This is a genomic window from Aeromonas sp. s12 (genome assembly GCF_040907925.1).
Taxonomy (GTDB): Bacteria; Pseudomonadota; Gammaproteobacteria; order Enterobacterales; family Aeromonadaceae; genus Aeromonas; species Aeromonas veronii.
Genome location: NZ_JBFOCT010000008.1, coordinates 235,694 through 253,884 on the forward strand (window position 1 = coordinate 235,694; position 18,191 = coordinate 253,884).

Here is an 18,191-nt window from a genome sequence, read left to right on the forward strand (position 1 = left end):
GATTGGTCATTTTTTAATAAAACATTAATGTTGGTTCACGATGCTTGGAGGTTTTGGTTCAAATAGGCTTAAATTTTAATAATACAACTTTGTACGTTTGGTGGTAGAGTTTCTTACCTACTTAATGTGGCGTAGGCCTTCGGAGATTAGTTCATGGATCGTGAGAAAAGCTTAATCAGGTCAAAAAGATCTGCAATAACCGTAGCTGAACTTTTAGCTAAAGAGGGGATTACTGCATTAGTACCTGGTGGTGGACTTGTTTATGACCTTACAAAGTCTTTAGTTCTACATAGTCGGAACTATTTCACTGATAGAACAGAAAATAGATTGGAAGAGTTCCATAAGGCATTGTTAAATGATAGTCAGGATGAAAATAAAGTTAAAGACTTTATTAATAAAGAATTCGATTTGGGTGATTACTATGCAGTTTTGTCTTCTTGCATTCAAGATATAGAGAATGAAAAGGTTTTAATATATGCAAAATTGATGAAAGGTATAATTGAGCAAGAAATTGGAGCCAAGGTTAAACGGCATTTTATTACGTCGTGTAAAGACCTAACCTTTACCGAATTATGCTTTTTGAAAGAGTTATATATAAACTCGAAATTTGATTTAATGACCGTTGGTGGTATAAATCAACAGATTTCAGGCTTATTGAAAACCAAGGATTTATTTCAAAGCATAACGATTAACAAATTAATTCAGTTTGGTTACATAGATAAAGATGGTTCAAAAATTACTTCTATTTCTGAGAAACTCATTGAGGTAATTTTTGATAAAGAGTCACTTTTACCGAAGTCATTAGGTAGAACTGAATATTCAGGCATGAATTTTTTAATCGTTAGCTATCAACTAGGTGATGCTGTTCATAATAAAGTTGCTATGGATATACAAGAATCCTTATGGTCGCTTCAAATAAAGTCTGCAATTCACATCTTAGATGATAACTATATCAGGGGTATGAATCTCTATAGTGCAGCTGTTCTTATTGTTGATGAAAAAGAAATTGACGAAAAATACATAAACTCACTTATGAAATTTTCAGATAGAAAGCCGTTATTGAAGATTAATATCTCTAATAGTGGAAAATCCAATCATGTTGGAGAAGTACGTTTCTATGATGAGTTGAATCTTGACTCTTTAGAAAGAGCCGCAATTAGCAAAGCTATTTCGGAGTATATATCAACCATAAGGTTTTAAAGGCTATTTAATCGAACCTACAGCCCTTTCTTCCGGAAAGTATCGAATGCTGCAAGGCAGCTTATTTCAAACGTGAGGATCGATGAATCAACCCATGGCGCTCACTGATGACTACACGTTTTGCGTCGCAGGCACCGGTACGGAATACCGCTTGTGCGCTCCCTATCTGCTCCCCGAAGCGGTAGACCCAATAGCTATGCTGGCAGTTGCCAATCAGTCCCTCGCCCTGCATCCCTATGCTGCATTATCACAAGATGCTTCAAGAGCTCGGAGCGTTGCCGCCTTTATGTTGCTATGTGTGGGACGAGCCGCTCAGGCAGAAGCCATTCTCCGAGAGGTGATCTCCGCGCAGATGGTTTCAGAGGACGATGCTGCTCGCGTTAGCTCAGAACTACGCCTGGTGCAGGTTTTGCAGCGGCTCGACCGTGCGGACGAAGCTGTCAGTTTGGCCACCCAAGTAGTTTGTCGGTTGCAACCAACATCCCTTATGCGGCATTTCGCACTGCATCATCTTGGCAAGGCTCTCGTACAGACCGGCGCCTATGATAACGCTCGCGCCGTGCTGTCAGAGGCGCTCTCTCTACGCCAGACGCTGGGCAAGAGTGAACTTATCGCATCCACTCTGGAGGCGTTATCGTTGTTGCCCTCAGAAAAACAAGCGGCGCATCATCCATATGGTCAGACCTGGCATATTGGTCAATCGGGCGAATTTCGTCAGGGCGACTAGCCTTTGCGCTCTGCATTCAGATCATCACCGCCACAAAAAAATCAGGGAGCCATAGCTCCCTAATCGCGACACACGGGGTGATAAATCAGCCGATGGCGGGTGCCAGTTGCCCGTTGGCGGGCTGCAGGCGTCCTTGGTTACGGCGCTGATAGCGCCAGGCCAGCAGTAGCGGCATACCGAGCAGCAGCTGGGCGGCCAGCGGGATCTCCTCGATGGGGGCGGCCAGTGCCCCTTCAGGAATAATGCCCCCCTCAATTTCGGCCGCCAGTTTGAGCTCCAGCGCATTGCCAAAGTCGGCGAAGGTGGTGGCATTGATCACAAACGCATCCTGACCGCCCGCCACGTTCTCCACATACCACTCTTGCAGCACCCCATCGGCATAGTCCTGACCTATGGTGATGCCGTTGATGGTATCAATGCCGGAGGCGAGCAGTTGATCCCGAACGGTAGAGGTATCCAGCCCGTTGTTCTGGATACCGTCACCAGACACATCCATTACCTGGCGGGCGGCGGTGAAGTTGTTGGTATCAAACTGCTGGGCACCAAAGGCCATGGCCGAACCGGGGGCCGTCATTCCCGCATAGGGGCGCACCAGGGCATCCAGGGTGGTGGCGAAGTTGTTGATGGAGGTCATGTCGTAGAGGTGGAACCAGTCGGTCATCAGACTTTGCTGGTTGCTGCTGCTCCACATGATCATCTGTACCGCGATGGACCCGAGTTTGCCGCCGCTGGTATCGAGGATGGCGCTCTGTACATCCTGACTGTAAAAGGCGTCCACATAGCCCTGTAACTGCAAATTGAATTCCGATGAACTGACGCTGCCCGACACATCCATCAGCAGTTGCAGTTCGGTATCGACTTCGGTCAAGGCGTATGCGGGGGAGGTTACCAACAACATCCCCAGCAGCCCTGCCAACGGTTTGAGTTTCATTGCTCACTCCTTCTCCCTGGCGCTAGTGCCAGCAGTGGGAATGAATAAAGCGTGCCAGCTTTTTTGCATCCTCTGACTTGGCTTGATCCGGGTGAGGCCGGGCAGGCATGGAACTTGCGACAGCGGTCAAAAGCGCTGATATCCGGCAGGAGTTGCGATGGAGATCCGTCCCTGGCAGTGGGCACCCAACTGGCTGCTACTTGGTTTGGCCAATCAGTGGGGCATGGTGTGGCTCAATATGGGCCACTTCAACCTGCTGGTGGTGTTGCTGATTGCTATCTGGTGGCAAATTGCATCGCGGGTTGCACCGAGCTGGCGCCTGCATCCACTGGCGCTCGCCCTCTTTATCCTGCTGATCCTGATCCCCAGCGCCAGTTGCAAGGCGCTGGCCTGTCTGCTGTTGGTGGCCTCGCTATGGCGCCGTCATCAGAGTGGCGATGAGCGGGCGGTGTTGCAGATTGTGCTCGCCTTTACCGTGGCAGTGTTGTGGGGGCAGCAGGTGTTTGCGTTGCTCTCCGGCCCTGTGCTGGCGCTCGATGCCTGGGGTGTGGGCCAGTGGTTGCAGCTGCTGGGCTGGGAGACTCGCCTTGATGGCAATCGCATCGAGCGGTTGGGGGGCCATGCGCTGATTGTGCTCAAGGGGTGTTCCTCGTTTTCTCAGCTCTATCTGGTGGTGCTCTCCTGGCTGGTCTCTTGCTGCTGGCTGGCGCCGGAGCGCCCACTCTACCGGCAGTGGCCCATGTTGCTGCTGGTTTGTCTGCTCTATATCGGGGCCAATCAGCTGCGGTTGGTGCTGATGAGTCTGGATCTGCGCTGGTACGGCTGGCTGCATACCGGCTCGCTGGCCCAGCTCTACCAGTGGGCCATCATGTTGCTGGTGATGACCATTCTCTTTATCCGGGGGCGCCGTGATGCGTCTGTCTAAGGGATATCTGCGGTTGGTGGCGTTATCAGGGCCGGGTGGTCAATATGATGCTGCTGGTGATGACCATTCTCTTTATCCGGGGGCGTCGTGATGCATCTATCTAGGGGATATCTGTTGCTGTTGCTGGTGGCGCTGCTCAGTGTTGCCGCCATGGGCTGGCGTTATCAGAACCGGGCAGTTAACGAGGGAGCCAAGCCCATGCTGCTGGAGCTGGTCCAGATGGGCTGGCGCTTGCGGGTGGCCACGCCGGTATTGGGCGGCACCTATGTCAGCTATCAGCTGGCCCATCCCCGTTGTGATGGCCTGCTGCAGGCCATGCTGGTGGCACCGGATAGCGAGGCGATGTCAGTGACGCTGGCGGGTGAAGGGATGAGCCAAGGGGTGATGTTTTTAGGCGAGCTGCACCAGAGTCCGCCGCTGCTCTCGTACCGTCTTACCCAGGGTTGGCGCAAATTGTGGGGGCTGTCCCCATATCCCCTCTATCGGGTGGCCTTGCCGACCACCTGCCTCGGCCTTATTGCGCCGCCGCTGGGGTGACCAACCCCGATTCACCGTTTGGCAGAATGCGGATCAGCAAGGTATTGGGGGCCAGCATGGGGTCATAGCGGGGCTCCAGCTCAATGGCGCGAGATCCCAGCAAGCGGGTCAGGGCGGTCAGTCGCACGCTCGCCATCCGCGCACTCTCCAGCATGTCTGTTTGCAGCCCGGGGCCGCTTATCAGCGCAATCCTGGCCGGATCCTTGCGGCCTAAAAACTGATGCAGCTGCTGCTCCTGATCCGCCGCAAGTTGCGTCTCCGCTTTCTGGTACTGCAGTTGCAATTGGGGCTGTTCGGCCAGCTGCTGTTCCCGCAACTGGTTGAGGATTGGCAGGGTCTCATTGACCGGCTCCTGACGGGCGCAACCGGTGAGGATCAGCAGCGGCAGCATCAGAGGCAACAGGCAGCGCAGGGCGCTGTCTTTTGCTGTGGAGCGGGGAGTCTGGTTGGCCATACGCAGTCACTTCAGGAGGATGAGTTGGCACCAGTTTGCAATGTTTTCAATCCCTTGGCCAGTTGTTCAATCTCGCGGCGCCACTGGTTCCAGGCGGCAGAGGGCAGTTGCTCTGCCACCTGCCAGCGGGTCGGCAGCTGATCCCGCAGACGCTCCAGCAGCAGGGCGGCCTCTACTTGATAGCGGGCCTCCTGCTCCAGCCAGGCGAGCCAGCGCAGATCCTCGATGGCTTGCTGCAACAGCAGCAGATCGTGGGAGAGGCGGTGCGCCTCGCAGGCTTGCGGGCCGAGCAGCATAAAGTCGCTCTCCCGCCCGTCGGTGGGGTCATAGGGCAGGGCGGTGGGCATGCGGCCATGCCACTGCAAATAGCCCTCGGCGCCGCTCTGCCACAGATAGAACCCGGCGGCTCTCGGGGTGCCCAGATTGTAAAACCAGGGGATGACCTTGTGCTGGCGTACCCGCGCCACATCGGCCTTGTCGGCGCCAAAGCCTGCGTTGATCAGGGCAATCTCCACCTCTGCCAACAGACCAACCTGACCCGGATGATTGAAGTGGCCCGCGCGGATCACCGCCGGATCCCGCCGTTTCATCTCCCGCGCCAGGGTGGTGATGGCGGGTAGGGTGGCAAGATCCGGCTCATCAAACAGGCTCCATGCCACTGGCGGCAAGCCGCTGGCGGTCAGCCCCTGTTGCCGCGCCTGCCACTGATCAAGCTGGCTGGCAGGGTCGTTCCCCCAGCGTTTGAGCGGGGTATAGGCCAGCAGGGGCGGCACAAAGCCGAGCCCGGCCGCCTCTCCCATGATCTCCCGCATCCCCGCCTCATCTTGTGGCAGGGCGGGCGAGAGGCCGCTGATTCCGAGCTTGGCGAGCCGCTGCAGATCGCAGCGACTGGCCTCGGCGATCTGCTCTTTTAACGCTTCGGGATTGGGGCTCAGCCAGTTGAGATAGGGGGGCGCTTCGATATAGATGCCGACCGGCTTGCTGGCCGCGGGCAGGGTCAGCTGCAGCACCTCAATAGTCAGTGGCAGCTGCACCAGTTGCTGTTGGCTGAGCAGCTGAATATTGCCCAGATAGTGACCGGCAGGTGCATCGCGGGGGATGGTGATCTGCAACACCAGACGCCGAGGTACGCCTGCCAGCAGGGTGAGTCCGGCGACCCCCTCGACCAGCTCCTGATCCGAGGGGGCCAGCAGGGTGCCGCTCGCCTGCGGGCGAACCAGATGCCACTTGCCGTAATAGGGGGTCAGCGCCAGCGGCGATCCTGCCTGCTCGGGGGGCTGGATCACCAGCAAGGGGGCCGGATCGTCGGTGGTGGCGTGGATGGCAAACTCCAGCAACAGCTGGCTGCCACGGGCGGCCAGCACGGGTTGTGAAGCCTGCTGCAACGCATCGGCCGCAGATAGCGGGGCGATCTGCAGGGTTGGGGCGGCATCCGTAATCGGCGTGAGGCTCAATTGCTGCGCAGCTGGGGCTGGGGCTGGGGTTGGGGAATAGGGGGCCAGAGTCCACTTTTCCAAAAACAGCTGGCTCTGCTTGGTCAGCACGATGGCGGTAGCATCAGCCAATATGGCGAGATCTTTTCCACTATTCGGGAGAGCCCCTTTGCTGGTGGGGGCCGGATAGGGGGCAAGCAGCAGCCCCGCCAGGTATTTGGCATCCGGTGAGTGACCCACCAATGTGATAGTGATCGGGCCGCCGGGGTGGTTCAGAGTGACATGAACGGGGCCCCCCTGTCGTGCCCCGAACAGCTGCCAGGGATCCGGGTTTGGCAGTGCCTCGCGGGATTGTCCCGCCAGATAGCGCTGCGTTAGCCACTCCTGCGGTTGCCACTGCTCGGCCCAGATGGGCTCGCCATTGACCAGCACGCTGCGCTCGAAGGGGTGGGGCAGGTACTCCCACTCGCCGGGGTCATCGAGCCAGAGGGTAAGCTGGTAGCGCCCTTTGGCCAGGTCCAGCCGTACCCCGTCCAGATTGCGCAGCCCATCGCGCACAAGGGCATCGCCGGAGGGGCGCAAGATGGGGGTGGGATGGCCAATCAGCCGGGGATCCCCCGGGCTCAGGGCTTCAAAGCCGGTAAAGCGGGGCGCAGCCGCCGCCCCCAGATCCAGCGCAATGGTGCCCTCAGGCAGAGTCAGGCCGGGCTGCCAGTACCAGCGGTGAATGGTCAGCGAGGGGGCGTTATCGGCCATAAAGAGATAGAGCTTGGTGAGTTTGTCCAACTCCAGCGCTCTGGGTTGGCTGGTGCGCCACTCGCTCAAGGCAAAGCGCTGGGTGAAGGGGCCGGGTGCGACAATCCGCTCCAGATTGACCCGACTGCGGTAGTTGACCGAGGCCTCGTCGTCGATACGCAGGATCAGGGTTTGCGGGTGGGCGCTGGGGTTATGGCCCTCGATCACCAGTTCATCATCGCTGCCTATTGGCCAGCTGTGGGTGCTCAGATCGAGCCGCTGGGGTGTCTGGTTACTTGTCAGGGGCAGCGGGGTCTGCCCCTCCAGCCGGGTAGTGGCCATCGCTGCATTGGCGCAGAGCAGGATAACCAGCCAGAGCCCTCTGCTCATCCGGGCAGCCCCTTCAACCAGTTGTTCAGCTCGGCAGCCTTGTGATCCCAGCTTTGCAGGGCCACCTGCTGTTGGCGCGTGTGGCGCCCTTCGCTGCGGGTGAGCCCCTCCCAGCCACTCTCCTGAAACCAGCCCGGATTGGATTGATCAAAGGCGGCCCGATTGATGGCCTGGGCCAGGCTCTCTCCATCGTGGGGGAGCTGGATCTGATCCCGATAGCCATCGAGAGCCGGAAAATCGGTGCTGACGATGGGGCGCCCTGCGGCCAGATACTCGCGCAATTTCAACGGATTGCAGGCACGGATCTGGGCGTTGTCGACAAAGGGCAGCAGACTCACCTGCCAGTGCTGGGCATAGGCCGCCAGCGTGTGGTGGGGACGGGGCCCCAGCAGATGGATATTGGGGAGCCCCTTGAGGGGGGAGATATCGGTCTGGACCGGGCCAATCAGCACCAGATCCCAGTGGGGCAGGGCGGTCGCCGTCTCTGCCAGCAGGGGGATATCAATCCAGTCGCTCAGGCTGCCGTAAAATCCGGCAATGGGACGGCCGGAGGGGAGGTCCGCCGGGCGTTCTCTGGGAGGCATAAACAGCTCGAGATCCACCCCGTGGCTGAGGAGCCGGGTTTTATGGGGGGGAAAGCGGCTGGCCAGCGCAGGGCTGGCGGCCAGAATGAGATCGGCTTTTTCCACCAGTCGGGCCTCGCAGTGGGCGATGGCCTGATGATCCACCCCCGCCAGCGCCGAGAAGTCATCGCCGCAGTAGTAGATCACCGCCCGCTCTTCGAGCTTGCCAATCAGATCGACGGCGCTGGGCAGGGAGATCCAGAGCAGGGGGCGATCCAGCTCGGGCAACTGGCGCCGGATCTGCGCCGCCAGCCAGTGGCCATTGATCTTGCCCGCCAGCCGACTGCCCGGCAGTGGCAAGGCGAGCGGCGGCAGAACCCGGGGGCTGCTGACCTCTGATGGCGAAACCGACTGGCCGCCAGCATGGCGCGCGCCGCGCAGCACGGCCCCTAGTTTGCGGACGATGCGGGTGAGATCATGAAGGGTAAAACGGGGGCAGCGCATGCCGATGGAGTTGACCCAGAGCACCTGATAATCGGGCAGCAGACGCTTGATCAGGTGCTGGGTGCTGGAGGGGTGCTGGCCCCAATCCTCTCCCAATACCACCAGTTGCGGCAGTGAGTGTGGTTTCATGCAAAGGTCTCCAAAGCGTGTGCGGGGTCGCTGTGATCTTGTGGCTGCAACGGGCGCAGTACGGTGGCCGGTACACCCGCTGCCAGCACACCTGCGGGCAGATCCCGGGTGACGACGCTGCCTGCGGCGACAATGGTGCCGGCGCCTATGGTGACACCGGCCATCACCATCACCCCGGTGCCAAGCCAGACATCCTGCTCCAGCACAATGGCCCCCACCTGTTCATCGCGATCCGGTTTGCCAAGGGCGCGATCGCGGGCGTTGATCGGATGCCCCGGGTAGCCCGCCAGAAAGGCACGCCCTGCAATCCGGACGTTATCCCCCAGCACTATCTTGCTGCCCACCGCCAGGGTGGTCTGCCAGCCAATCCCGACATTGCGGCCAATGACCAGCCGTGGTGTCTGGCTCGATGCCCGGCCGCTGATGGTCATGGCGGCGCTGAGGCGGCAGTCGGCACCAATTTCGATGGTGACCGGACCGCTGATATAGGGGATGCCGCCATAAAGATAGAGGCGCGGGGCGGGGGCCGTCAGGCGAGATTGAAACAAGGGGGTCCACCAGAGGGTGCGGGTCAGGGTCGCCAGCGCGTTGCTGCCCAGCAGATAGAGCCGATAAAGCAGCCGATGCAGGGGTGGGATCACGGGGAGTGACCAGTGGCGGGCACTTTTGGCCAGTCGCCATACCCGGCGAGCCAGTGGCGTCTCTCCCTGTTTGGCCCAGCTTTTCATCCGGTGCAGGTTGATGGTGTTCATGGCGACCTCTCCCTCTGGTGCAGTCCGTTGCTCGCTATGCAGAAAGCAGGGATCGGGCCAACAGGACGACCCCAGCGGGATCGGGCCAAATGGGGCTAAGAGGAGGGGGAGATTGCGCCGGTCGGTGCAATTTGCAGCCAGCGTTGTGCAAAACGCAAATGCCAGTCTCATTCTGGGCTTGTTCAGGCCGGTTAAGCCGCACAGAGGGGCTATCGCTTCAGGGCGGGAGTGAGTGGCGTGGGCTTTGCATTAGCGGTAGCTGACCCGGAGCAGGATGCTTCGGGTGGCTGGGAGGCCCTATGAAACTTGGTGTGAACCAGATTGCCATGCTCTATTACGCCGGCGGCTTGCTCCTGATGAAGGGGATCTCCCTACTGATGCTGCCGGTGTTGACCCATCAGCTGCTGCCTCGTGAATACGGCCAGCTGGAGGTGCTGCTGACCCTCATCAATCTGGGTTCCCTGATCCTTGGCTTCGGGCTGGTGGATGCCCTCTACCGCTTTGCCGGACTGGCGAAAGATGAGCAGGAGCGCCAGCAGGTAGTGGCCCGCATGTTTGGGCTGGTCTGGCTGATCGCCCTGGCCAGTCTGGTGCTGCTCTGGCTGCTGGCGCCTGTGGTGCAAGCCTGGCTGCCGGTGGAAACCCGCCTTGCGGATGTGCGCTGGGTGCTTTGCGCCCTGCCGTTTGAAGGGGTGATCGGCGTGCCACTGGCATGGCTGCGGATGCGCAATCAGGCCCGGCTCTTTTTCGTGGCGACCGCAGGCAAGGCGGTGATCCAGTCGGTGCTGACCGGCTGGTGGCTCTGGCTCGGCTGGGGCGTGAGCGGGGTGCTGGCCTCCGGCACCCTGACCTGCGTTGCACTGGCGCTGCTGCTGAGCCTCTGGCAGTGGCGAGATAGCGGGATCCGCTTTGACTGGCAGCACTATCGGCCGCTGCTGCGCTATGGATTGCCCCTGGTGGTGAGCGGGCTGGCAGGTTTTGCCCTGAGCGGACTGGATCGCTGGTTGCTGGCCGATGTGGTGGGGGAGGCGCTGCTTGCCTACTACGCGGTGGCGGGCAAGCTGGCGCTGGCAGTGGGACTTCTGCTGCAACCCTTTGCCCTCTGGTGGTATCCCCGCCGTTTCATGCTGCTGCGCGAACCGGATGGACTGCGACTCAATGCCCACTACAGCGTGATGGGGTCGGTGCTGGGGTTTGTCACCGCGGGGATTGTCGGGCTTACCGCCCCCTTGCTTATTCGCTGGCTGACCCCGGAGAGCTATCACGGGGCGATTGCCTATATTCCGCTGCTGGTGCTGGGCATGGCGGTGCGCAATGTTTCGGACTTGCTCAATGTCGGCTGCTTTAGCGGCGAGAAGAGCAACGCCCAGATGGTGATCAATCTGGGCTGCAGCGCCCTTGGGGTGGCAGGCTTTCTGCTCTCCATCCCCCCCTTCGGGGTCGCCGGGGTGATCTGGACCCTGCTACTGGTCTATCTGGTACGGGCGCTGGCCTTTTATCTGGTGAGCCAGCGGTTGCTGCCGCTGCCGTATCGCCTCTCGACCCTCTGGGCCAGCTCGCTTGGGGCGCTGGCGATGGTCTGGCTCGGCCAATGGTGGGCAGGATCATGGCTCGTCTAACGCCAGCCATCTGGGCAAGCGCCATCTGTCTGGTGCTGGCCCTGCTCTGGTGGCGGCTGCCCCATCCTTTGCTGCTGCCGGTGCTTGGCCTTGCCATTCCCGCCATCTGGTTTGCCCTGCGCTGGCCCTTCTTGATGGTGCTGGGGTTTGTCACCTTCTCCTTCTTTCGGCTGCATGAGGTGTTCCCCCAGCTCTATCCCCTCAAGATCCCGCTGCTCTTCTCGCTGGCTGCCATCGGCGCGCTGGTCTGGCACATTTTGCTGACCGGCCGGATCAAGCCCTACTGGAGTCCAGCCCTGAGCTGGCTGACGGCCTTCTTTGTGATGGTCTCCATCGGTGTGCTGTTTGCCAGCAACCGGGGCGAAGCGATCGCCACCTGGACCGGCAGCTACAGCAAGATCTATCTGATGACCCTGGCCACCGCCTGGTTGGTGCGCACCCCGGGGGATTTTGCGCTGGCGGTGCGCACCTTTGTTGTGGCGGGCTGTCTGGTGGCGCTGGTGGCCCTCTACAACAAGGCGAGCGGGATCGGGCTGGTGGAGGGCACCCGGGTGACCATAGGGCGCGAGCTGGGCTCTGTGCTGGGGGATCCCAACGATCTGGCGCTGGTGCTGCTCTTTCCTGCCGGTTTTTCGCTGAGCTTGCTGCTCAATCAGGGCAATGGGGTGGGGGGGCGTTTACTGGGTGGGCTCGGCTTTGCGCTGACTGCGGCCGCCATTATCGCCACCCAGAGCCGCGGCGGCTTGCTTGGCGTGTGTGCGGTCAGCGGCCTGTTTGCCTGGCAGCGGGTGAAGTCGAAAACCCTGTTGATCTCGATGGGGATGGTCGCGCTGGTGGTGCTGTTTGCCGCCGCCGGGATCAGTGACCGGGCATCTGGCGGCGCCGCCGAAAGCGGGGTCGATGCCTCGGCCATGGGGCGGATCTACGCCTGGCAAGCGGCCTGGGGCATGGCGCTGGGCCATCCGCTGGTGGGGGTGGGCTTGTCCAATTTCTATTACAACTACTTCTTCTACAGCCCCCATTGGGATGGACTCAATCATGCGGTGCACTCCACCTGGTTCGGGGTGCTGGCTGAAACCGGCTTTGTCGGGCTGGCGCTGTTTATCGGCATGGTGACGGTGACCCTGCGCAGTTGCTGGCGTTGCCAGCTTGCTGGCATGCCTCCTGCAGTGATCACGGCGATGCAGGGGGTGATGGCCAGCATGGTGGGGTTTGTGATTTCGGGATCCTTCCTGACCCAGGGGTTTACCTGGCCCATCTATCTGGAGTTGGCGCTGGCCGTCGCCGCCATCAAGTACGTGCAGCAGGCGGCCACAGAGGTGAAGGCCACCGCTGAGGATCATCAGGAGGCAACCCGGTTGCCGGCAGTGCCACCAACGGGAGCAAGAGGATGAACGCAACCCCTGTTTTGCTGGTTCACTACGGAGAGGACTGGATCCGCGGCAGCGAACGCTGCCTGCTGGATCTGCTGGCCCACCTCGATCGCAGCCGGTTTACGCCGTTGCTCTGGTGCAATAGCCCGACGCTGGCGGCAGAGGCGGCTACCCTCGGGGTCGAAACCATGGTCGAGCCGTTCAGCCTGCTGCTGGGATGGCAGGCGCCCCGCTTTGATCTTGCTGCCCATCGGCGCCTCTCCCGGCAAGCCAGAGAGCTCATCACCGAGCGGCAGATTGGGCTGGTGCACGCCAACAGCGCGGCTCCTTGTCAGTGGCTGGTGGGTGTCTGTCGGGTGTTGCAGGTACCGTTGGTGTGCCACCTCCATGCCCGTTACCAGCCAAGAGACAGGTTCAGCCTGCGGGTTCATCAGGCAAGCGTGCTGATCGGGGTGAGCGAGCCGGTGTTGACCGGTTGGCGCCAGGATGGCTGCGCGGCCGAGCGGTTGATCCGGGTACCCAACGGGGTGGATGCCGCTCGCCTGAATGGTGGTGCTCACTGGCCGGTCGTCGGCATGCTGGGCTTGCCCCCGGGGGATATGATCATCGCAACCGTCGGCTCATTGATCAAACGCAAGGGGATTGATCTGCTGATCCGCTCGCTGGCTGCCCTGATGGCATCGGGGGAGGAGGCTCAGTTGCTGATCATTGGCAGCGGTCCGGAGCGGGAAGCATTGATGGCGTTGGCTGTCGAACTCGGGGTGGCCGAGCGGGTCCACTTTTTGGGCGAGCGGCCGGACAGTGCGGCTATCTTGCGGGGCGGGGTGGATCTGCTGGTCTCCGGCGCCCGTGAGGAGGTGTTTGGTCTGACGTTGGCGGAGGCGGGCATGTTGGGGCTTCCGGTCAGTGCCTACCGAGTGGGCGGCATCCCCGAAGTGGTGGAGGAGGGAGTGACCGGCTTGCTGGCAACCCCGGGGGATTGGGCCGAGATGGCTGATCACTGGCGGCAATTGAGCAATCCGCAGCGCCGATGTGCGATGGGGCGGGCCGCTAAGTTGCGTGCTGCACAGTTGTTCACGGTGGCGCGCTACGTTGACGGGGTCACGGCGGTGTGGGACGCCGCGCTGGCTGGTCGTTGGCACTACACGGCCTCCACACCCTTCCGACCACTCATTCACTGGGCGGGGCAACGACTCCTTGCCAGAGGGCGCAATATGCTGGCGAGTGGGATGGCCAAGGTGGCGCAAAAAGTGCAGTTGGGGTTTGGCCGCCGCAAGGTGCCAGAGTAAGGGAGCAGCAAGATGAGCATGCAAACTGAGCCGGTGTTCGGAAAGATCATCGTTGTGGATCCCATCCCGTTTCGCGGGGGCTCCAAGGTTGCGACCGAAGTGCTGCTTGATGAGTTGGCCAAACGGATGCCCGGGCTCACATGCCATGTGCTGACCCAGGATCCCGACTCCTGGTCCCGTTGTCAGCATCATCCCCTTTGGCTGCCCCACATATTGAAGGGGCGGGAGTCCGGCATCGGTTATCTGCTCAAACAGGGGTGGCAGACCCTGCTCATCCTCTGGCTGGTGTTGCGTTTGGGGGAGGTGAAGTGCCTGGTGGCGGCGTCCGGGCCGGGGGTGGATCTCTGCTGTTACTGGGCGGCCCGCTGGTTGCGGTGCCGGGTGGTTCAGCTGATCCATGGCCCTGTGGGGTGCTCGGGGCTCTCTGCCAGAGCCTTGCAACGGGCGAGTTTTGTGTTTTATCTCGAATCAACCCGCAGCTCCCTGGCGGCATTGCTGGCCCGGCTTGGCGAGACCGAGTTCCCGTCACACTGGCAGCCATTTACCAATGGTTTGAGCGAGATTGATTGGCCCAAAGCGACCCTGGGGGGGCCTCGTATTTTGTGGGCGGCCTCGTTGCTGCGCTGGAAGGGGCTGGAGACCATGCTGGCCGCCCATCAAATGATCCCTGACGCTCGCCCCGAGCTGATGGTGTGCTATCTGCAACCCAAGGGCACGCTGCAACCCTGCAGCCAGCCTCAGCCACAGCTGCCAGACACGCACTGGTATGCCAACCCCGCCAATCTTGACGAGATCCGATCTCGATGCGGCATTTTTGTCTCCACCAGTCATCAGGAACCCTTTGGTCTCTCCATTCTGGAGGCCATGGCGGCAGGATTATGCGTAGTGATCCCGGCCGATGGCGCCTGGTGGGATCGACACCTCACCGATGACGTGAATTGCCGCAAATATCAGCCAAACGATCCCGGCGATCTGGCGCGGGTGCTGGCCAGCCTCAATGCCATGCCCGACGTGATCAAGCGACTTGGCCATCATGCCCGCCTGCATGCCATGGTCCATTACAACGCGGCAGATACCTATCAAAGCACACTGGATCAGTGGGAAGGTATGTTGCGATGGGATGCGTTGAGCCTTGCCGTGCATGGTTGGCGCGCAGTGGTTCCCCACGGGGAGGATGGGGGTGTATGAGGGACTTATGGGCAGACTGGTTGCGGGAGGCTGGGTGACTCCGCCACTCTGATGCAGTTACGGCCGGATGATTTGGCGGTGTAGAGCGCAGCATCAGCCAGTTTTACCAGTTCAGACGGTTGCCGGTGACTCGATGGTCTGAGGCAGGCGACACCCATGCTAACGGTCACCAGACCGGTGGTATTTTGTGCGTGTGGCTGCGCGAGTGCAAAAATCAGTCGCTGGATATGTTGGGCAATTTCATAGGCGGATTGACGCTCGACATGTGGCAACAGGATGACAAATTCCTCTCCGCCGTAGCGGGCCACCAACTCCCCCGAGCGGCGCCCGGATTGCGCCAGGGTATGGGCCAGCAATCGAAGGCACTCGTCACCGGCAACGTGGCCATAGAGGTCGTTGAACTGCTTGAAATGATCGATGTCGAGCATGATGAGCGCAATCGGCATCTCTGTCTGAATACAGTGCTCCCAGGCCTGGTTCAATGAGTTGTCGAACAGACGACGGTTGCCGATATTGGTGAGCCCGTCGGTATTGCTGAGCGCTTCCAGTTTCCGGTTCGCTTCCGCCAGCTCTTTGGTTCTGAGCTCGATAATGAGCTCCAGCTCATGTTGGCGCTCCTCCAGACTGGTCATTGGGTAAATTTCGCTTTCCCGAGCCGCACTGTAAGGGATGGAGATACTGCTGTGAGCAATTTTCCACGCCATGGCTTCGTGTCGAAAAATCAATACCAGCCTGGCGGTTCTGCGGGAGAGGATAGGTTCTGATTTCGGTAGATGGATATGGAAGAAGGCGGTGACAGCCACCACATCGGCGGCCAGATCTTGCAGGGTCACATCGAGTATTTCCAGGCGGATCCTGCCCGGGATCTGGGCAAAATCGCGGCGGGTTATCCGGATCCACTCATCTTTATCGGTAACCAGAACATCACTGCTGCCGGCAAAGCCGCTGAAATTGTCGCTAAACCGCGTGGTGAGCCGATCATTCCGTGATGAATACATCTCGATGTACTCATCAAACAGTGAGCGGATCAACTGTTCCCGTTCAGTGGTCATTGCGCTGGGCCCATGTGAAGTGGTCACGTTTTTCAAACGTTCGATTGAACTATAGTCAATTATGTCATTTTAATTGGCTATCTATCTTGATTTTTCTCGTTTTTTTGTTCAATTCCCGCACTTGGCAAGTGTCCATTGGGCCAGCCAGAAACAAGGCTCCATGGCGTGGTTATCAGAGGCAGTCAGGGGGAGGCTTCTCTCTGCAACGGCGGCCGCTGCGGGCTGCATTTCACGAGCTGAGCAGGGCTGTCAACGAGTTCGATAAGGCAAGGTAGTTGCTGGAGCCACTGCTCGGCTGATGATTAACACCCTTATCGTTTGTCATGTTCATCGTCATCCAAACTCATTTTTTGGGGTTGCCATTGAACAAGAATAATTATCATCTATATCGATGGGAATGGATATTTACGCACTGGTTAATTACGCAGGGTGACGTGAAGGTAAATAGTGTGAAGGTGGGCGGTAACATCTGTAACCGGATGAGCGAATGCATCGCGAGTTAAATATGATGTCTATGTTGCAGACAGCCTTCCACCTTGCCTTTTCTCTTACCATTAATTTGAATGCAGATTCACGATGATGCGTAAACATATCCGTGAGCGCGATATTTTACTCACCAGCATCCAAGACAAGAAAGAGTGGGGGAGGTCATACTGATATGCATACCTCGGCGGCATCTTTTCATTAAGCTGTGTTAAACATCAGGGAGGCCAAGCGGGGTTGTACTGTGTGGGTTAGCAGAAGCAATCATCGTCGTCCAGTGCAGGCTAAATGCAAACTGAAACCAAGCGACATGCAGGTAAATCGTGCCGTGCAAGCCGTGCTTGCTACCGGTGGCAGCTGGCCGTGAGACAGTTCTGGTATGGAGAGGCAAGTCAGGAGGTTGCCCGTAGATGACTGCATGAAATATGCAATGAGATGAGTAAAGATATATTCAATGGATCATTTATTGTTGAGCGTCATTATTGTTAAATGAGCGGTATAGCCAAGATTTCAGTCATGTTAATTTGGTTCACAGTGAAAGAGAGGATATGCGGTGATTAATTATTTAATATCCAATTAAGTTCATAAAATTTACGGTGTCGCTAAATATCTCTTAGGGGGTAATTAATTTCATTTGTGATGTGGCTCGCTATGAAAATAGGGGTAAGCCGGTCGAAATTGATAGAGATCAATACTGCAGGGTGGGTGAGTCCTTAGCATTTCCGCTATTAAGCATTTATCAAACAAGTGCTCACTACGGGAATAAGTAGAATGGTCGAGGATAATTTTTTATCGGCTCATGGGATTAATCGCCGTGATTTTATGAAATTGTGTGCCGGGATGGCCGCAACCCTGGGATTAAGTCAGCATGCCGTCGCCAAGATGGCCACTGCGCTCACCAGCCCCGAACGGCCGCCGGTGATCTGGATTGGGGCGCAGGAGTGCACCGGCTGTACCGAATCGCTGCTGCGCGCCACCCACCCCACCATCGAGAACCTGATCCTCAACACCATTTCGCTGGAGTACCACGAGGTACTCTCGGCGGCCTTTGGTCATCAGGCGGAAGAGAACAAGCACAACGCCATCAAGCGCTATAAAGGCAAGTATGTGCTGGTAGTGGATGGCTCCATTCCGCTCAAGGATGGCGGCGTCTACTGCATGGTGGCCGGTGAGCCTATCGTCGACCATATTCGCCGTGCTGCCAGTGATGCCGCTGCCGTCATCGCCATCGGCTCCTGTGCCGCTTGGGGTGGCGTTCCTGCCAGTGGCGGCAACCCGACCGGCGCGGTCAGTCTGGAAGAGGCCCTCGGCAATATCGGCACCCCCATCATCAATATCCCGGGTTGCCCGCCCAATCCCCACAACTTCCTCACCACGGTTGCCTACTACATCACCTACGGCAAGCTGCCGGCACTGGATAGCAAGAAGCGTCCGCTGTTTGCCTATGAGCGGCTGATCCACGAGAACTGCGAGCGTCGTCCGCACTTCGACGCAGGGCGTTTTGCCAAGGAGTTTGGTGATGAGGGTCACCGTCAGGGTTGGTGTCTCTACCATCTGGGCTGCAAAGGGCCGGAGACCTACGGCAACTGCTCGACCCTGGAGTTCTGCGATGTAGGCGGCGGCATCTGGCCGGTTGGCATCGGTCACCCCTGTTATGGCTGTAACGAGCAGGGGGTGGGTTTTAGCAAGGGGATCTTCCAGCTCGCCAAGGTCGAGAACCCGACTCCGCGGGTGGATAAACCCGATGTGAAAATTCAGGAGGGGGGCTATACCTCGCCCACCGCGACTGGCCTTATCGGTGGCGCCCTCGGGGTGCTGGTAGGGGTGAGTCTGATGACGGTGCGTGAACTCGGTCGCCAGCAGAAGCGCCACGAAGCCGGGCAGCACCCATCACGGGAGGAGTAACC

The 18,191-nt window shown here is 58.8% G+C and carries 15 protein-coding genes; 9 read left to right on the forward strand and 6 right to left on the reverse strand.

The window, feature by feature from the left end; genetic code table 11:
* Positions 1-153: 153 nt before the first annotated feature.
* Together AB5Y67_RS03340 and AB5Y67_RS03345 are read left to right on the forward strand one after the other, a co-directional pair.
* The gene (locus AB5Y67_RS03340) at positions 154-1,200 is read left to right on the forward strand and encodes a hypothetical protein (protein ID WP_236367608.1); all 1,047 of its coding nucleotides are present in this window, start codon (positions 154-156) and stop codon (positions 1,198-1,200) included.
* An 82-nt stretch (positions 1,201-1,282) separates the two neighbouring features.
* Entirely contained in the window at positions 1,283-1,927 is a 645-nt protein-coding gene (locus tag AB5Y67_RS03345) for a hypothetical protein (RefSeq protein WP_325793790.1), read from the forward strand.
* A gap of 85 nt (positions 1,928-2,012) precedes the next feature.
* On the opposite strand, the gene AB5Y67_RS03350 is transcribed toward AB5Y67_RS03345, so the two are convergent.
* On the reverse strand, positions 2,013-2,858 hold the full coding sequence (locus tag AB5Y67_RS03350) for a DUF1194 domain-containing protein (RefSeq protein ID WP_325793789.1): 846 nt from the start codon (positions 2,856-2,858) through the stop codon (positions 2,013-2,015).
* Positions 2,859-3,015: 157 nt separating this feature from the next.
* Here AB5Y67_RS03350 and AB5Y67_RS03355 point away from each other — a divergent pair, with 157 nt between their 5' ends.
* The gene (locus AB5Y67_RS03355; protein ID WP_139433630.1) at positions 3,016-3,783 is read left to right on the forward strand and encodes a hypothetical protein; all 768 of its coding nucleotides are present in this window, start codon (positions 3,016-3,018) and stop codon (positions 3,781-3,783) included.
* Positions 3,784-3,873: 90 nt separating this feature from the next.
* Positions 3,874-4,320: a hypothetical protein gene (locus AB5Y67_RS03360; protein ID WP_247822894.1), complete on the forward strand. Its 447-nt coding sequence runs from the start codon at positions 3,874-3,876 to the stop codon at positions 4,318-4,320.
* On the opposite strand, the gene AB5Y67_RS03365 is transcribed toward AB5Y67_RS03360, so the two are convergent.
* From AB5Y67_RS03365 to AB5Y67_RS03380, 4 genes are read right to left on the reverse strand one after another with little or no spacing between them, the layout of a single operon-like run.
* A complete protein-coding gene (locus tag AB5Y67_RS03365) occupies positions 4,298-4,774 on the reverse strand; it encodes a hypothetical protein (RefSeq protein WP_325793788.1) in 477 nt (158 codons plus the stop codon). The genes AB5Y67_RS03360 and AB5Y67_RS03365 overlap by 23 nt on opposite strands.
* Before the next feature lie 11 nt (positions 4,775-4,785).
* Complete coding sequence (locus AB5Y67_RS03370) at positions 4,786-7,332, reverse strand: hypothetical protein (protein WP_325793787.1); 2,547 nt, start codon at positions 7,330-7,332, stop codon at positions 4,786-4,788.
* Complete coding sequence (locus tag AB5Y67_RS03375; protein ID WP_199428171.1) at positions 7,329-8,528, reverse strand: glycosyltransferase; 1,200 nt, start codon at positions 8,526-8,528, stop codon at positions 7,329-7,331. The genes AB5Y67_RS03370 and AB5Y67_RS03375 overlap by 4 nt, the downstream gene beginning before the upstream one ends.
* On the reverse strand, positions 8,525-9,280 hold the full coding sequence (locus AB5Y67_RS03380; RefSeq protein WP_199428170.1) for an acyltransferase: 756 nt from the start codon (positions 9,278-9,280) through the stop codon (positions 8,525-8,527). The genes AB5Y67_RS03375 and AB5Y67_RS03380 overlap by 4 nt, the downstream gene beginning before the upstream one ends.
* Positions 9,281-9,579: 299 nt before the next feature.
* On the opposite strand from AB5Y67_RS03380, the gene AB5Y67_RS03385 reads away from it, so the two are divergent.
* Genes AB5Y67_RS03385 through AB5Y67_RS03400 form a run of 4 tightly spaced genes read left to right on the forward strand, consistent with a single transcriptional unit; the run spans position 9,580 to position 14,749 of the window.
* Positions 9,580-10,899 carry a lipopolysaccharide biosynthesis protein gene (locus AB5Y67_RS03385; RefSeq protein ID WP_199428169.1) on the forward strand — a complete coding sequence of 440 codons (1,320 nt, stop codon included), beginning with the start codon at positions 9,580-9,582 and terminating at the stop codon, positions 10,897-10,899.
* On the forward strand, positions 10,887-12,293 hold the full coding sequence (locus tag AB5Y67_RS03390; RefSeq protein WP_199428168.1) for an O-antigen ligase family protein: 1,407 nt from the start codon (positions 10,887-10,889) through the stop codon (positions 12,291-12,293). The genes AB5Y67_RS03385 and AB5Y67_RS03390 overlap by 13 nt, the downstream gene beginning before the upstream one ends.
* Entirely contained in the window at positions 12,290-13,561 is a 1,272-nt protein-coding gene (locus AB5Y67_RS03395) for a glycosyltransferase family 4 protein (protein WP_199428167.1), read from the forward strand. The genes AB5Y67_RS03390 and AB5Y67_RS03395 overlap by 4 nt, the downstream gene beginning before the upstream one ends.
* Positions 13,562-13,573: 12 nt before the next feature.
* Entirely contained in the window at positions 13,574-14,749 is a 1,176-nt protein-coding gene (locus AB5Y67_RS03400; RefSeq protein ID WP_199428166.1) for a glycosyltransferase family 4 protein, read from the forward strand.
* A 5-nt stretch (positions 14,750-14,754) separates the two neighbouring features.
* On the opposite strand, the gene AB5Y67_RS03405 is transcribed toward AB5Y67_RS03400, so the two are convergent.
* On the reverse strand, positions 14,755-15,801 hold the full coding sequence (locus AB5Y67_RS03405) for a diguanylate cyclase (protein ID WP_199428181.1): 1,047 nt from the start codon (positions 15,799-15,801) through the stop codon (positions 14,755-14,757).
* Between the two features lie 1,254 nt (positions 15,802-17,055).
* Here AB5Y67_RS03405 and hybO point away from each other — a divergent pair.
* Positions 17,056-18,189: a hydrogenase 2 small subunit gene (hybO, locus tag AB5Y67_RS03410; protein ID WP_047435203.1), complete on the forward strand. Its 1,134-nt coding sequence runs from the start codon at positions 17,056-17,058 to the stop codon at positions 18,187-18,189.
* Positions 18,190-18,191: the final 2 nt, after the last annotated feature.

What these genes read in the sequence shown, in the direction of transcription:
- AB5Y67_RS03340 (WP_236367608.1), top strand. Translation starts at nt 154, where the DNA reads ATGGATCGTGAGAAAAGCTTAATCAGGTCAAAAAGATCTGCAATAACC.
- AB5Y67_RS03345 (WP_325793790.1), top strand. Translation starts at nt 1,283, where the DNA reads ATGAATCAACCCATGGCGCTCACTGATGACTACACGTTTTGCGTCGCA.
- AB5Y67_RS03350 (WP_325793789.1), bottom strand. Translation starts at nt 2,858, where the DNA reads ATGAAACTCAAACCGTTGGCAGGGCTGCTGGGGATGTTGTTGGTAACC.
- AB5Y67_RS03355 (WP_139433630.1), top strand. Translation starts at nt 3,016, where the DNA reads ATGGAGATCCGTCCCTGGCAGTGGGCACCCAACTGGCTGCTACTTGGT.
- AB5Y67_RS03360 (WP_247822894.1), top strand. Translation starts at nt 3,874, where the DNA reads ATGCATCTATCTAGGGGATATCTGTTGCTGTTGCTGGTGGCGCTGCTC.
- AB5Y67_RS03365 (WP_325793788.1), bottom strand. Translation starts at nt 4,774, where the DNA reads ATGGCCAACCAGACTCCCCGCTCCACAGCAAAAGACAGCGCCCTGCGC.
- AB5Y67_RS03370 (WP_325793787.1), bottom strand. Translation starts at nt 7,332, where the DNA reads ATGAGCAGAGGGCTCTGGCTGGTTATCCTGCTCTGCGCCAATGCAGCG.
- AB5Y67_RS03375 (WP_199428171.1), bottom strand. Translation starts at nt 8,528, where the DNA reads ATGAAACCACACTCACTGCCGCAACTGGTGGTATTGGGAGAGGATTGG.
- AB5Y67_RS03380 (WP_199428170.1), bottom strand. Translation starts at nt 9,280, where the DNA reads ATGAACACCATCAACCTGCACCGGATGAAAAGCTGGGCCAAACAGGGA.
- AB5Y67_RS03385 (WP_199428169.1), top strand. Translation starts at nt 9,580, where the DNA reads ATGAAACTTGGTGTGAACCAGATTGCCATGCTCTATTACGCCGGCGGC.
- AB5Y67_RS03390 (WP_199428168.1), top strand. Translation starts at nt 10,887, where the DNA reads ATGGCTCGTCTAACGCCAGCCATCTGGGCAAGCGCCATCTGTCTGGTG.
- AB5Y67_RS03395 (WP_199428167.1), top strand. Translation starts at nt 12,290, where the DNA reads ATGAACGCAACCCCTGTTTTGCTGGTTCACTACGGAGAGGACTGGATC.
- AB5Y67_RS03400 (WP_199428166.1), top strand. Translation starts at nt 13,574, where the DNA reads ATGAGCATGCAAACTGAGCCGGTGTTCGGAAAGATCATCGTTGTGGAT.
- AB5Y67_RS03405 (WP_199428181.1), bottom strand. Translation starts at nt 15,801, where the DNA reads ATGACCACTGAACGGGAACAGTTGATCCGCTCACTGTTTGATGAGTAC.
- hybO (WP_047435203.1), top strand. Translation starts at nt 17,056, where the DNA reads ATGGTCGAGGATAATTTTTTATCGGCTCATGGGATTAATCGCCGTGAT.